General features: G+C 70.6%; 11 protein-coding genes. 4 read left to right on the forward strand and 7 right to left on the reverse strand.

Annotation, left to right across the window (positions count from 1 at the left end; genetic code table 11):
* Positions 1–224: 224 nt before the first annotated feature.
* The 3 genes from P2Q00_RS17560 to P2Q00_RS17570 form a co-directional block, all read right to left on the reverse strand.
* Positions 225–476, reverse strand: a complete 252-nt coding sequence (locus P2Q00_RS17560) for a hypothetical protein (protein WP_275773482.1) — start codon at positions 474–476, stop codon at positions 225–227.
* Positions 469–822, reverse strand: coding sequence for a hypothetical protein (locus P2Q00_RS17565; protein ID WP_275773483.1), 354 nt, complete (start codon positions 820–822; stop codon positions 469–471). Before P2Q00_RS17565 ends, P2Q00_RS17560 begins: the two co-directional genes overlap by 8 nt.
* A gap of 62 nt (positions 823–884) precedes the next feature.
* Positions 885–1,391 carry an ATP-binding protein gene (locus P2Q00_RS17570; RefSeq protein WP_425579569.1) on the reverse strand — a complete coding sequence of 169 codons (507 nt, stop codon included), beginning with the start codon at positions 1,389–1,391 and terminating at the stop codon, positions 885–887.
* Between the two features lie 109 nt (positions 1,392–1,500).
* On the opposite strand from P2Q00_RS17570, the gene P2Q00_RS17575 reads away from it, so the two are divergent.
* The 3 genes from P2Q00_RS17575 (at position 1,501) to P2Q00_RS17585 (ending at position 5,631) form a co-directional block, all read left to right on the forward strand.
* Positions 1,501–2,382: a helix-turn-helix domain-containing protein gene (locus P2Q00_RS17575; RefSeq protein WP_275773605.1), complete on the forward strand. Its 882-nt coding sequence runs from the start codon at positions 1,501–1,503 to the stop codon at positions 2,380–2,382.
* A 3-nt stretch (positions 2,383–2,385) separates the two neighbouring features.
* On the forward strand, positions 2,386–2,565 hold the full coding sequence (locus P2Q00_RS17580) for a DUF397 domain-containing protein (protein ID WP_275773484.1): 180 nt from the start codon (positions 2,386–2,388) through the stop codon (positions 2,563–2,565).
* Positions 2,566–2,721: 156 nt separating this feature from the next.
* On the forward strand, positions 2,722–5,631 hold the full coding sequence (locus P2Q00_RS17585; RefSeq protein WP_275773485.1) for a M36 family metallopeptidase: 2,910 nt from the start codon (positions 2,722–2,724) through the stop codon (positions 5,629–5,631).
* Between the two features lie 159 nt (positions 5,632–5,790).
* Here the strand turns inward: P2Q00_RS17585 and P2Q00_RS17590 are convergent, their stop codons facing one another.
* The gene (locus P2Q00_RS17590) at positions 5,791–7,320 is read right to left on the reverse strand and encodes a flavin-containing monooxygenase (RefSeq protein WP_275773486.1); all 1,530 of its coding nucleotides are present in this window, start codon (positions 7,318–7,320) and stop codon (positions 5,791–5,793) included.
* Between the two features lie 73 nt (positions 7,321–7,393).
* Between P2Q00_RS17590 and P2Q00_RS17595 the strand changes: the two genes are divergently transcribed.
* Entirely contained in the window at positions 7,394–8,209 is an 816-nt protein-coding gene (locus tag P2Q00_RS17595; protein WP_275773487.1) for a slipin family protein, read from the forward strand.
* A gap of 48 nt (positions 8,210–8,257) precedes the next feature.
* On the opposite strand, the gene P2Q00_RS17600 is transcribed toward P2Q00_RS17595, so the two are convergent.
* From P2Q00_RS17600 to P2Q00_RS17610, 3 genes are all read right to left on the reverse strand, one after another.
* Positions 8,258–9,607, reverse strand: coding sequence for a DUF4407 domain-containing protein (locus P2Q00_RS17600; protein WP_275773488.1), 1,350 nt, complete (start codon positions 9,605–9,607; stop codon positions 8,258–8,260).
* Positions 9,608–9,673: 66 nt separating this feature from the next.
* Positions 9,674–11,050 carry a hypothetical protein gene (locus tag P2Q00_RS17605; RefSeq protein WP_275773489.1) on the reverse strand — a complete coding sequence of 459 codons (1,377 nt, stop codon included), beginning with the start codon at positions 11,048–11,050 and terminating at the stop codon, positions 9,674–9,676.
* Complete coding sequence (locus P2Q00_RS17610; protein ID WP_275773490.1) at positions 11,043–13,499, reverse strand: nSTAND3 domain-containing NTPase; 2,457 nt, start codon at positions 13,497–13,499, stop codon at positions 11,043–11,045. Before P2Q00_RS17610 ends, P2Q00_RS17605 begins: the two co-directional genes overlap by 8 nt.
* Positions 13,500–13,514 lie beyond the last annotated feature (15 nt).

Here is a 13,514-nt window from a genome sequence, read left to right on the forward strand (position 1 = left end):
TGTGGGGCTTGTCCGATCCCGGGTGATGCTTGACGCTTCGGTCCCAGCTGATGGTTGACAGTGGCCATGATCGGCCCAACCCTCGGAGCTCAGTTCAGCGACCAAGCCGGGCCTTCCATGCACGTCATGAATGGACCTCCGGCCCCAAGGCAGCAACAAACCCTTGTTCACGGAAATGCCGCAGGCAGGGGACACGATCGATACGGCCTGGATCCGGCGGCGCCTCAGCCGAACCAGGTCACCTGCACGACCACGATCCGCTCACCACGGACATCGGTCAGGTAGGTGAGCATGAGGAGGCCACGGCTCTCGGTCCGCACGCCAGGCCCCGGTCCGGTGTAGGCGGCTCCCTCCAGGAAGACCATCGACTCACGTACGGCGATCTCGTTGGCCAGCCGTTCGGTCTCGGCACATGCCGCATCCGGGAGCCCGTCCAGCAGGTCGTCCTGGAACAGCTCCCAGCGCCAGTCAGCCACCGGCGACCTCGCGGTGTGCGGCTCGTACGATCTCTCCGGCCTCGCGGATGGCACGTTCGCGTACGTCCGGGTCCGAGCTGTTGATGGCCTGCTCGGCGGCGTGCAGGCGACGGGCCGTCTCCGGGTGCCGCTCGATCTCCACCACGACGCCCCACTGCCGGTAGAACATGCGAATCGGTACGACGCTGTCCTCGTCCCCGGCGCGGACGAACGCCTTCTGCAGGTCCTCGAAGAACTCGGGCAGGCGGGAGGGGGCCACCGTCGCCACGGCCTGTCGCAGAGCCGGCAGTGTCAGCTCGGGCCTGGGAATGAGCGGGCCGTTTCCGTCCGCGTACGGCGTGGTCATGGGCTGCCCCTTCCGCTCGTCCAGCGCCCTTCCGGCACGGGCCCACGCTAGCGCCATTCCCCTCACTCCCGCGTGCGCGCGAGCGGATCGCCGCCGCAGAGGGTGAGGCCGAGGCCCCATTCCGCCCAGACGGTCTTGCCGACACCCACCCGTGGTGCGACACCCCAGCCGTCCGCCAGCGCCCCGACCAGCGCCAGCCCGCGCCCGAACTGATCCTCGCCGGTTGCGTCCCGAGGGCACGGCAGCCGCTCCCCGCGGGGGTCACTGACCTCGACGCGGAGCATCGCGGCCGTAGCGATGATCCTCAGCCGGATGAGCCGGTCACGCAGGCTGCCGTGCAACAGGGCGTTGGTCATCAGCTCGCTGGCGACGAGGGCGACGTCTCCGGCGAGGTGCGGATGCCCCCACTCGGCGACAAGGCGTGTGGTGCGGTGGCGGGCGAGGGCGACGCTGCGGGGGACGGGGGTGTAGTCCAGCTGGTCTTCGTGGCGGAGGGGTTCGGGGGTGGGGTTGATGCGGGGCATGGGGGTGGCGCCTCCGAGGCTCGGCTCCGTTGAGTGAGTGACCATGCGCCGACGGTAGTGAAGTGACCTGCCTAAGCGCAATCGAACTGAGGAAGTTCTTCCTCGGAGAAGGGATTTGCTCGACCGGGTAACTGGCGTGGGACACACTGTGACCATGACTCGACCAACTCAGCCCCGACAGGGACAGGTCTCAACTGTCCTGGCACGTAGGCTCGGTGGAGAGCTGCTGCGCCTGCGTGACACCGCCGGAAAGACCCAGCAGCAGGCCGCCGAGTCCATCAATGCAACCGGCACCAAAGTCGTGAAGATGGAGCGGGGCTGGGTGCCGATGAGGGACCCGGATATCCGGGTGCTGTGCGAGTTCTACGGCCTGGACGACACCAAGGCGCTCGCCCGCCTGCTGGACTTGGCCCGGCTGGACCGCGAACGCCGTAAGGCGAAAGGGTGGTGGCGCGGCACAGTCGACTCGGGTGCCATGGCCGAGTACCTCGCGATGGAGGATGCCGCCACACGCATCCGCAGCTGGCAGTCCTCACTGATTCCCGGGCTGTTCCAGATCCCCGAGTACACACGTGCGCTGTGTGTTGCCAACGCCGCTTGGGAGGACCCCGACGACATCGAGCGCGACGTGGAGGTCAAGCAGAAGCGCCAGGTGCGCCTTCTCGGTGAGCGCCCTCTCCAACTGCACGCCGTGATCTGGGAAGCCGCGCTACGACAGGAGATCGGTGGGCCCCACACCAGGCGCGCGCAACTGGAACGCCTGCTGGAGGTCACTGAACTGCCGAACGTGCGGCTACAGGTGCTCCCTTTTCGGACGGGTGCCCATCCGTGCATCAGCGGCCCGTTCAGCATCCTCTCCTTCGCAGAGGACGACGCTCTGGACGTGGTGCAGAGTGATGGCCTGACGGACATGGTGTGGGTGGAAAACGAGGCCGGTAGCAGCACGTACGGTGACTTGTTCGACCGCACATCCCGGCTCAGCCTGGCACCCCGTGACTCCGTGACACTGATCGACAGCCTGCGTAAGGAAACGTAACCCATGCCCGAGTTCGCCTTCGTGAAGTCCAGCTACAGCCAACCCGGCCAGGAATGCGTCGAAGTGGCGCGCAACATCCACCACACCGTCGCCGTCCGCGACTCCAAGACCCCCAACGGCCCGATACTTCGCCTGCCCCCCAAGGCATGGACGGACTTCACAGCGTCGTTGGCCGCCAACTGATCCGGACAGCCTTCGCTGCATGACGTCTGTGTGACTTCTGTGACACCTGATCTTTGAGGTCTTCTGTCGTGCAGGCAGCCTTGAAAGGGTGCGAGGCATACAACTCGGCCGTAAAAAACGGCCATTGGACCCCTCACCCCCCACGAGGCGTTGAACATGACGAGAGCCTCCTCGCGCGGTAGACGCGCGACCATACTCACCGCGACGGCCGGCCTCACGCTGGCCGTCGCTTTTCTGCCCGGCGCCGCGAACGCGACCCCGGGCAACCCCGCGGCCGACGGCCCGTCACCTGCACCGTCCGTACCCTCGCAGCAGACGCTGGTGCGCCGCGACGCCGGGCTGATGAAGGCCGAACAGCGATCCGGTGTAAGGGAGTTGCGACAGCAGCTCGGGGCCCAGGGCGTGCTCGAACTGGACCCGGCCACCGGCACGGCGCGGCAGGTGGCCAAGCTCGACGGATATCTGACACCCCGCAGCGACAAGGGCCCGCAGGACATCGTCCGGCAGTATGTGCGGGACCACCCCGATGTCTTCGGTCTCTCCACCGGTCAGGTCCGCGATCTGACCCTGCGCAAGGAGTACACCGATGTCGCCGGGGTTCGTCATCTGTCGTTCGTCCAGTCGGTCGACGGCGTGGCGGTGTTCGGCAACGGCATCAAAGCGAACGTCTCCCGCGACGGGCGGCTGATCAGTGTGCTCGGCTCCCCGGTGCCGAAGCTGCCCTCGCAGCTGGCCCCCGGCCGTATCACTTCGACGCAGGCCAAGCACACCGCCGTTCGTGACATCGCCGGCGCCAAGGCGGACGGCGTCGGCAAGGGAGACACCGCCAAGCAGGTCGTCTATACGGCGCCGGGAGGCACCGCCCGGCGCGCGTGGCAGACGGTCACCGTGCCGGACGGCCACGGCATGTGGCTGCACGTCGTCGACGCGGCAACGGGTCGGGTCCTGTATCGGCAGAACCTTTCCTCCGACCTGTCCGCAGCGACCGGGGCGGCGCCCTCTTCCGGGCAGCCCCTGTCCGCTACACCGGCCAAGCCCCTGCGCACCGGCAAGGTCCTCGTCTGGGACCGGTACCCCGGCGCCCCCGCCGGCGGCAGGCAGCACACCCGCCACCTCACGGCCCGGGGCTGGCTGCCCGTCGGCGCCAAGACCCTCGACGGCCGTATCGCGCACGTCTTCAGCGACGTCGACGACAACAACAAGGTGGACGCGGGCGAGGAGATCACCCCGGCGGCCGACGGGACGTTCTCCTTCCCGTTCAAGCACGTCACCGGTCCCGGCTGCGACGTCCCGCTGCCCTGCTCCTGGGACCAGAAGACGCCGTACTCCTGGAAGACCAACCGCGAGCAGAACGCCGCGCAGGTCTACTACTACCTCGGCACCTACCACGACCACCTGGAAGCCGGCCCGATCGGCTTCACCCGGGCCGCGGGCAACTTCGACGGCCGGGACGGGGATGCCGTGGACGCGCAGACCGACGACGGCGCGGCCGTCGACCACGGGCTGCCCGACGAGAACCACCTCAACAACGCCAACATGGGGACGCCGCCGGACGGGCAGGCGCCCACGATGCAGATGTACCTGACCGGGTCCGGGCCCGGCTACACGGTGCTGCAGGGCAACTGGGGCGACGACGCCGCCACCGTCTACCACGAGTACACGCACGGCCTGTCCAACCGGCTCGTCGTCGACGCCGCCGGGGTCTCGGCCCTCACCGGCCAGCAGGGCGGGGCGATGGGCGAGGCGTGGAGCGACTGGTACGCGCTGGACTTCCTCAACAACCGGGGACTGCTCAAGGACAGCCGTCGTACGGACGGCGAGGTGGCCCTCGACCCGCCGCACTGGACCGACGAACTGCCGTCCCGCTCCCAGCCGTTGGACTGCCCGGTCGGCTCCACATCCGCGAAGTGCCCCGGCACGTCGGCGGCGGGCAAGGGCGGGTACACCTACGGCGACTACGGGAAGATCTCGCGCCGCGGCCCCGAGGTGCACGCCGACGGCGAGATCTGGAGCGAGACGCTGTGGGACCTGCGTGACCGGCTCGGCAGCAGGCTCACCGAGTCGCTGCTGACCCGCGCGATGGAGCTGTCGCCCGCGAACCCCACCTTCCTCGACCAGCGCAACGCCATCCTGCAGGCCGACACCGTGGTCAACCGCGGCCGGGCCCACGACCGCATCTGGAAGGTGTTCGCGCACCGCGGCATGGGCTACTTCGCCGCCGCGCTCACCGCCGACGACACCAAGCCCGACGAGGACTTCTCGCTGCCGCCCGGCCCGCACACCCCGATGGCGACCCTCGCCGGCAAGGTCACCGACGACGCGTCCGGCACCCCCGTCGGCGGGGTCACCGTCAGCATCAGCGGCCATGCCTCCGGCTTCCCCGGCGCCGACTTCTCCGCCGTGACCAGGGCGGACGGCACGTACACGATCCACAACGTCCCCAAGGGCACCTACCGGAAGGTGTACGCGAGCGGCAACGGCTACGAGCCGCAGATCCGCACGGTGACCGTCGGCTCCTCGAACAGCGCCGACTGGGCTCTGCGCCGCGACTGGGCCGCCGCTTCCGGCGGCGCCACGGTCACGGAGTTCACCGGGCCCGACAACACCGAGTCCGGCTGCGGACCGAACGGCCTGATCGACATGTCGGGCACCGTCTGGGGCTCGGACGCCAAGGGCGGCACCAACGGCACCGGAGTCGACCCGGTGCACAACACCGTCAAGCTGCCCTCGGCCGTCGACGTCGCCGAACTGCGCATCGACCCGACGGCGGGCTGCGGGGACGACAAGACAGCCTCCCTTGGCGACTACCGGGTAGAGACCTCGACGGACGGCACCACCTGGGTCACCGCCGCCGAGGGCCACTTCAAGCCCGCCGACACCGGCCGGGAGAACGCCGTGTCCCTCAAGGCCGGCACCGGGCAGAACGTCCGGTACGTCCGCCTGACCATGCTCGGCAACCAGGCCGCCGACAACGGCGCCCACTGCGCGACCGACCCCAGCCCTTCGGGCTGCAGCTACCTGGACGTGACCGAGCTCGTCGTCCACGGCTCTGCCCACCGGAGCTGAGGAGACCGTCACCCGACAACCGAGGGCGGCGCACCGGCGACGGCACGCCGCCCTCGGGCGTTTCCGCAGACACAGCCGACCTCGGAGGCGGTCGCCCAGTGGCCGGCGGCGCGGAGGGCGCCCGCTCCCTGCTGCAACTCGCCGACGCACCGCCCCGGTTCATCGCGCCCGGGACGGAATGAAACGGAACTCCGCGGACGCCGGCCGACGCGTCTGCGCCGCGTACTCCCCCATGTAGCCGGGCCAGTTGGCGACATTCCGGCCGTCCGGCGTGCGGTACCACGACGAGCAGGACTGCCAGGCCGTGCCCTCGAACCGTGCCCGCAGGGCCCGCAGCCCCGCCTCCTCGACCTCCGGCCGCACGTCCAGCGCCGCCGCTCCGGCGCCACGGACCAGCTCCAACGCCCGGCGGACATAGGCGGCCTGGGCCTCCAGGAAGAACAGGATGGAGCCGCCGGAGGTATTGGTGTTCGGCCCGTACATGAGGAACAGGGAAGGGAAGCCGGGGACCATGATGCCGAGGTGCGCCCGGGCTCCTTCCGCCCACACATCCCTGATCGAGCGGCCGTCGGCGCCCCGCACCTCCATCGGCAGCATGAAGGTGTTCGTACGGAACCCGGTCGCGTGGATCACGCAGTCGACCTCGTGCAGGCGGCCGTCCTCGGTCAGCGGACCCTTCGGGGTCATACGGGCGATGCCGTCCGTCACCAGCTCCACGTTCGGGCGGCGCAGGGCGGGCAGGAAGTCGGAGCTGAGCAGGACCCGTTTGCAGCCGAAGGGGTAGTCCGGCCAGGCCTTACGGCGCAGTCCGGGGTCGGGCAGTTGCCGGCGCATATGGGCGGCGGAGAGCAGCGCGCCGACGCGGCCGAAAGTGCGGGGGTGACGGATGCAGAGGGTGAGCAACTCGATGCCGTGGTGGAGCAGCCGGCGCCATGCCCGGCGCGCCCAGGGCCACCGCATCGCGCGGTTCAGGAACGCCGGCATCGGCCGGTCCCTGCGCGGCAGGAACCAGTTGCCCGTGCGCTGAAACACCGTCAAATGACCGACCAGCGGCGCGATTTCGGGGACCAGCTGGGTCGCGCTCGCCCCCGTCCCGATGACCGCCACCCGCTTGCCGCGCAGGTCGTAGCCATCGTCCCAGCGGGCGGAGTGAAAGCTGCGCCCGGCGAAGTCGTCCAGGCCCGCCACGGCCGGGAGGGCCGGTTTGTCGAGCTGCCCGGTGGCGAGCACGACCGCATCCGCCACCCGCTCCTCCTCCACCTCCCCTTCCGATCCGGTACGACGACTGCGCACCGTCCACGTACGCGTGCTGTCGTCCCAGGTGCACGAGGTCACCGTCGTGTCGGTGACGATCCGCGGGGTGATCCCGAGCGCGTCCGCGGTCTCCCGCGCATACCGCAGGATCTCCTCCTGGTGGGAGAACACATGGGCCCAGGAGGCGCGTTGGGCGAAGGAGTACGAGTACAGGTGGCTCGGTACGTCGCAGGCGGCGCCCGGATAGCGGTTGTGGAGCCAGGTGCCGCCGGGCCCGGACGCCGCCTCCAGCAGGGTCACGTCGGCCATGCCGTGCCGCAGCAGCTCGGCGGCGACGGCGATCCCGCCGAAGCCCGCGCCCACCACGACGACCCTCGGCGCGGGGCCGTGTGCGGGGCCGATTTCTTGACGATCTCCTGACGTCTGCAACCGCATCCGGCCAACTCCGTCCGGTGTCTACTTCCTTGTCTCAATCCTTACGGGGAATCCTTCCTAGGAATGGAGTGCGATGGAAGGCACAGTGGTCGCGGTCGCGCTGGTGGCCCTGGCGGCCCTGCTCGTACTGCGCAGCGGTATGCGGGTGGTCAACCAGGTCGAGCGCGGGGTCGTGTTCCGGATGGGCAAGGCGCTGCCGACGTACCGGCAGCCGGGCGTGACGTTCCTGATCCCGTTCGTCGACCGGATGCGGAAGGTGAACACCCAGGTCGTGACCATGCCGGTGCCCACTCAGGAGGGCATCACCAAGGACAACGTCTCGGTGAAGGTCGACGCCGTCGTCTACTTCAAGGTGACCGACCCGCTGAGGGCCGCCATCGAGGTGCAGGACTATGTCTTCGCCGTCGGCCAGGTCGCCCAGTCCTCCCTGCGGTCCATCATCGGCAAGAGCGACCTGGACGACCTGCTCACCGACCGGGAGCGGCTGCACGAGGGGCTGGCGCTGATGATCGACAGCCCGGCCGCCCAGTGGGGCGTCCACATCGACCGCGTCGAGATCAAGGACGTACAGCTGCCGGAGTCGCTCAAGCGGTCCATGTCCCGTCAGGCCGAGGCGGAGCGTGAGCGCCGCGCCCGGGTCATCACCGCGGACGGCGAGTTCCAGGCCGCACAGCAGCTCGCCAACGCGTCCCGCATCATGTCGGACACTCCCGAGGCAATGCAGCTGCGGCTCCTCCAGACGGTCGTGGAGGTCGCGGCCGAGAAGAACTCGACGCTGGTGATGCCGTTCCCGGTGGAGTTGCTGCGGTACTTCGACAAGGCGGCGCAGCACTTCGGGTCCGGGGCTGCTACGGCTCCCGCGGCGCCGGTCGACCCCCGGCAGCCGTAACGCAGGACACGGCCGGTGCCCGACGCCTCGGGCACCGGCCGTGGTCGTTCACCGTCGGTCGCCCCGCAGAAGGTTGGCGGACCGGCGGTCGAGCTCGGCGCGCAGTTTCAGGGAGCGCTCGGCCTGGGCCAGGCGCTGCTCGTGCTCCAGGCGCTGCATCCGCTCGGTCGTCTCCTGCTGGACGCGGTGGCGCTGAACCTCGTGCTCCATCTCGGCGCAGGCGTACTGGACCTCGATCTCGTCGGCGTGGATCCGGCGGCTCGTCTCGAAGCGGGAGACCAGCAGCCCGTCGTACGTCGTGGAGCCGCTCATCAGCTTGCCCAGGACGGGCATGGAGTCGATGCCCAGCAGGAGCAGGTGCACAACGACGAAGATGAGCGCTGCGAACCAGTCGTTCCAGGCGACGGCCTCAAGCGCGTGGGCGCGGGTGAGCAGGCCGTCGTCGGCGAGTTCGGCCCGCCGCTTGTGCACGGCGGCCGCGACGGTCCGCTGCAGGGCGGGCCCGTAGGAGGCGGACGCCCGGTCCTGCTGGGCGGACAGGGTGGTGCCCGTCGTGGTCAGTTTCTTGAGCTGACCCTGGTAATAGTCGATCCTGCTGGACCTGTCGTACGCCTTGGCGCTCTTCTTGGCGTTCTCGCAGGTCTCGGTGGTGCGGGCAGCGGTCGGGGTGATCCAGATCCATTTCTTCCGGTCGCACTCCCGGTCGGCGACGGCCCAATTGCCCTTCGAGGTCTTGGTGATGGCCTCCACGCGGCTCTGCATCTGCTGTGTCGCGTCGGTGTTGCCGGCGATGCTCTTGGCGAGCTGGGCGGGTGAGTTCTTCACGTTGAGCTGGTAGTCGTGGCAGGCGGCGCTTGCGTCCACCTCCCCGGTCTTGGGGTTGCAGCGGATCAGCATGCCCTCGTAGTGCTTGACCGCTTCGTCGTTGCTCACCGCTATCTGCTGGCGGATCTCCTTGTCGAAGAACTGGAACAGCAGCGGCTCGGCGATCGAGATGCTCAGCAGCAGGGAGATCACCAGGCGGGGCAGCACCGTCCGCAGCAGCCGGCCGGCCGGAATGCCGTGGGTGGTGGACACCAGCCAGCTGTCCAGGGAGAGGATCACCCCGGACCACACCACGGCGACCGTGATCAGGGCCGCGAGCGGCATGCCGCTGCGGTAGGTGGCGAGCGCCACGGCCATGGAGAGCCCGGCGAGCAGCGCGGTGTTGAGGACGACGACCCCGTACCTGGTGTAGCGGGGGCGTTCCTCCGGCACATAGTCCAGGACGTCCTCGCGCACCCCGATCAGCCGGCGCAGCCGGACGGCCACGCGGCCGCGGTCGGGACGGTCCGGGCGGAACGGCGCGGGCGGCCCGGCGAACGCATCGGCCGGGCGGACCGGAACGTCAGTGGCCAACGTTCTCCCCCATCGGGCCGTGCTCCACTATCGGGCGGTTGTCCCCCATCGGGCAGTCCTCCCGCATCAGGCGTTCTCCTCCATCAGACCGGGGCCGAGGTCGCTGTCCTTGCCGTCGCCGTCCTTGCCTTCGCCGTCCGCGTCGACGACGTCGGCCTCGGCGGGCCGGTCGGCCCGTTCGACCTTCACCTGCTGCGCGCCCTGTTCCAGGGCCTGGGGGGCGTACTGGGCACTGTTGACCTTGATGAGGTCGTCCATGTCGACGTGCGAACTGTCGCCGTGCCCGCGGGCGATGGCCTGCTTCTTGAGGTCGTGCTCGGCGCTGAGCATCTTCTCCCGCCACTCGCGCTGTTCGTTGCGCAGCATGTGCATGTCCTCGCGCCGGGCCGCCTCGTCCTCGCGCCGGTCCTGGCGGTGCGACTCCCGGATGCGGTCGCCGCGTTCGAGGCGGAACCGCTGCTGCTCCCACTCGACGGCGTTGCGGCGCTCCAGTTCCTCCTGCTCCAGCCTGGCCAGTTCCATCTCCCGCTCGTAGCGGCGCTGCTCGTCCTCGCGCATCCGTTCCGCGAGCGGGCCGGCGTCTTCCCTGTGGTGGGCAAGGACCTCGGCGGCGGCGGGGTCGTCCCTGAGCACCCTGAGGTCCTCGGTCACCTGATCCCGGTCGAACCTGTTCTTCTGCGCCTTCAGCGTGAGGTCGTGCTGCTGTCCTACGGCGCTGCTGTCCCGCTCGTAGCTCATGCGCAGCCGCTCCAGCTCCTGCCGGTGCTGCTCGCGCAGAAGCTCCATCTCCGAGTCGGCGCGCGCCTTCTCCAGCGCCAGCTCCTCCTCGAAGCGTTCCTTGTCGCGCCGGCGCCGGGCCTCCTCGACCTCCCGGACATGCGCGGCCAGTTCCTCGGGTGTCAGGACGTCCACCGCGCCGGGCAGCGCGCGCAGTCCGGAGACCTGCGGGGGCTGCATCTCCTGGTACGCGGTCAGCCGGGCGTCGATCCGGCGGCGTACCAGGGCCGAGTCGGTGATCCCGAGGTCGCCGCCCTCCTCGGCGAGGCCGGGGACGGAGCGCAGATAGCCGAGGAGCAGCGCCTCGACGTCCGTGACACCGTCGCGTACGACGGCCCGGGCGTCGGTGACCGTGCAGTGGAAGGTGGTCCGCAGCGTGAAGTCGCCCGCCTCGGCGGAGGGGATCCGCATCTCCACCACGACGGGCACGCCGACACTGCGGTCGACGACGGTGACGGAGGTCGCCTCGACCACCATGCCGTGGTCCGGCCTCAGCTGCCCGCTGTCCTCGATGTAGTCCGCGCCGACCCGGAACACCCGCACCTCGTGCGGCGCGAGCCTCGGCAGCTCGTCGTCGGACCTGGCCTGGCGCCGGGCCAGGAAGCCGACGCGCTTGCCGGCCCGCCCGAACTCCCGCTGTTCGACCAGGGGGTATCTGTCAGCCATGGTGTGCTTCCTTCGTGCTCGGTGCGCTCAGTACGGCGGAGAGGAAGATGCCGGTGAGCCGTTCGGCGATGGCGTCGTCGCCGCGTGCCGCGAGTGGCCCCAACTCCGCTTCCAGGAGCTCGCGTTCACGCGGGGACAGTTCGACGCCGACGGCCGTGCCCAGCCGTCCGGCGACCGGCTCGGGGTCCTCGCTCGTGGCGGGCAGGGCGCGCAGGGTGTCGTACAGGGCCCGCAGTGCCGCGGCCCGCCGGGGGCGGTGGCACACCACCCCGGCCCACAACATGCCCATGGGGTCGGCCAGTTGGGGCTGCCGGTCGGCGAGCGCGGCGCACACGGGTCGTCCTGTGCGCAGGTCGCGCACGGTCAGGACGGCCAGGACGGTGTCGAAGGTGGTCCTCTTCAGCTGGGTGGTGACCGCCGTGCCGCGCTGCAGCTCCAGCCGGTGTGCGAGGGCCCGGAAGACGACGCTCGTGTTCTGGCGGCTCTCGGCCAGGACGGCGACGAGGTCGGCCAGGGCGGACACGGCCCGCGTGGCCCCGATGCCGCCCCGGCGGATGAGGTGCCACAGCCATTTCACGGCGTCCGTGGGGAAGCGGACGCCCAGCTCCCCGCTGAACGCCCAGGCCGCCGTCGACCGCATCACCGGATCGAAGGACTGGGCCCAGCCGCGGGCGAGGGTGAGCGCGGTGGCGCCGAGTGCCTCGTCCAGGCACATCCACCACAGCACCATGGCGGCCGCGGACTGCCCCCTCGGCCCGGCCTCGCCCTGCGCCCAGGGGGTCAGATAGCAGCGGACGACCTCGCCGAAGTCGGGCCGGGCCAGCAGGGCCAGACCGGAGGCGACGGACATCTGCAGGGCCGGGTCCGGCTGGGTGCGGACCAGTTCGGTCAGCCAGTCCCGTACGCCGTTCCAGTACTCGGTGGAGTGGGTGCGGCACAGCTCCTCGAGCACCCACAGGCGGTACTGCGGGCTGGGGAACACCACGACCGTCCGGGTGAGCGCGTCGTGCTTCTGGTCCTCGGTGGCGGCGAGCGCGTTACGGCTCAGGGAGCGCCGCCGGTCGACGAACGGCCGCGGCACGGGCGCCTCCCCCGCCCCGGCCGGCACATCGGGGAAGGCGGGCGCGATATGCGGCTCCAGGAGGGTCTGCGCCGACTCGAAGTCGCGGCGTCCGGCGCCGGTGACGAAGGCCAGCGTCGTCACCTCGGCCACCTCCTGCAGCGAGCGGTCGGCCGCGAACCACTCGCGCACGGGCCGGGCCGCACTGCTGCCGTACTCCGACCAGACCCTCTCGGGATCGCCGCCCCGGGCGATCCGCTCGGCGGCCGCGGCGGCCTCCGCGATCCGGCACCCGCCCGGCAGCCGCTCGACGGCCTCCTTGACGAGCGTGTCGGCGCAGCCCGCCTGCCGCAGCCGTACCCGGACCACGTTCGCCAGGTCGGGCAGCTGCCAGTCCACGTGCCGCACCGACTCGGACGGTTGCCCGTCGACCGGGTGCACGGTCGTGACGACCAGGTACGCCCCCTTCTCGCGCACCTTGTCGCGCACCCGCCGCCAGTCGAAGTCGGCCGTCCCGGATGCCCCCTCGTCCATCCGGTCGAGCAGGAGGTAGCAGGTGGGCCGGCCGGCCAGCTCCTCCAGGCTCCGGTCGGGCGAGAGCACCACGTACTCCACTCCTCCGGTGACCTCGTGCAGCAGCTTCACCGCGGCCGACCTCTTGCCCACGCCCGGCGGCCCGACCAGCACGACCACGCCGTCCTTCTCGAGCGCCTTGCAGGTGCCCTCGAAGCCGGGCGGTCTCACGTACGGCGCGAGCAGCGCGTGCGCCTCACCGGCGTCGAGCCGGCCGATGGCCCGGCGCCGGGTGCCGCCGGCTTCCGCGCCGCCGATGCCGAAACGGGCCTGGCGGGCGTCGAGGGCGCCGTTGAAGAACTGGTAGACGTTGTTGTGGTGCACCTGGGCGGGCTCGGGTCCGGGGTCTTCGGGATCGTCCTGCGCAGGGGTTTCGTGATCCGCCGGAACCGGTTTTGCGGGGGTCCCGGACGCTGCGGCGGGTGAGTCCGCCGCCGGGTCGGCCGGATCCGCCGTATCGGACGGGCCCGCGGGGCCGGCGGATCCGGACGCGATGCCCTGCGCGGGGTCGCCTGCGGCGTTCGACGCGGGCGCGGCATTCGGCGCAGGCACGGCGCTCGACACGGGCGCGGCACCCGACGTGGACGCGGCGCCATCGGCCGACGCGGCAGCGGCGCCCGTATCGGCATCGGCGCCCGTACCGGCATCAGCGGCCGCTCCCGCGGCCTTGGGGCCGCGGGCGGGTGCGGGACCGGGTTCGCGGGTGCGTGCCGGACCGGGCCCTCGGGCCGCCCGTTCCCCGTCCGGCTCAGGGCCGTCGGCGGGGCGGGGCGGTTCCCCCGGCGATGCGTTGTCTTCCTCGTTTTCGGTGTTCATTCTCGACCGTCGCTC

Source organism: Streptomyces coacervatus, assembly GCF_029223485.1.
Classification (GTDB): Bacteria; Actinomycetota; Actinomycetes; order Streptomycetales; family Streptomycetaceae; genus Streptomyces; species Streptomyces coacervatus.

Coding starts and splice junctions, on each gene's coding strand:
- P2Q00_RS17575 (WP_275773605.1), top strand. CDS start 1,501: ATGACTCGACCAACTCAGCCCCGACAGGGACAGGTCTCAACTGTCCTG.
- P2Q00_RS17565 (WP_275773483.1), bottom strand. CDS start 822: ATGACCACGCCGTACGCGGACGGAAACGGCCCGCTCATTCCCAGGCCC.
- P2Q00_RS17605 (WP_275773489.1), bottom strand. CDS start 11,050: ATGGCTGACAGATACCCCCTGGTCGAACAGCGGGAGTTCGGGCGGGCC.
- P2Q00_RS17590 (WP_275773486.1), bottom strand. CDS start 7,320: ATGCGGTTGCAGACGTCAGGAGATCGTCAAGAAATCGGCCCCGCACAC.
- P2Q00_RS17585 (WP_275773485.1), top strand. CDS start 2,722: ATGACGAGAGCCTCCTCGCGCGGTAGACGCGCGACCATACTCACCGCG.
- P2Q00_RS17610 (WP_275773490.1), bottom strand. CDS start 13,499: ATGAACACCGAAAACGAGGAAGACAACGCATCGCCGGGGGAACCGCCC.
- P2Q00_RS17570 (WP_425579569.1), bottom strand. CDS start 1,391: ATGGTCACTCACTCAACGGAGCCGAGCCTCGGAGGCGCCACCCCCATG.
- P2Q00_RS17580 (WP_275773484.1), top strand. CDS start 2,386: ATGCCCGAGTTCGCCTTCGTGAAGTCCAGCTACAGCCAACCCGGCCAG.
- P2Q00_RS17595 (WP_275773487.1), top strand. CDS start 7,394: ATGGAAGGCACAGTGGTCGCGGTCGCGCTGGTGGCCCTGGCGGCCCTG.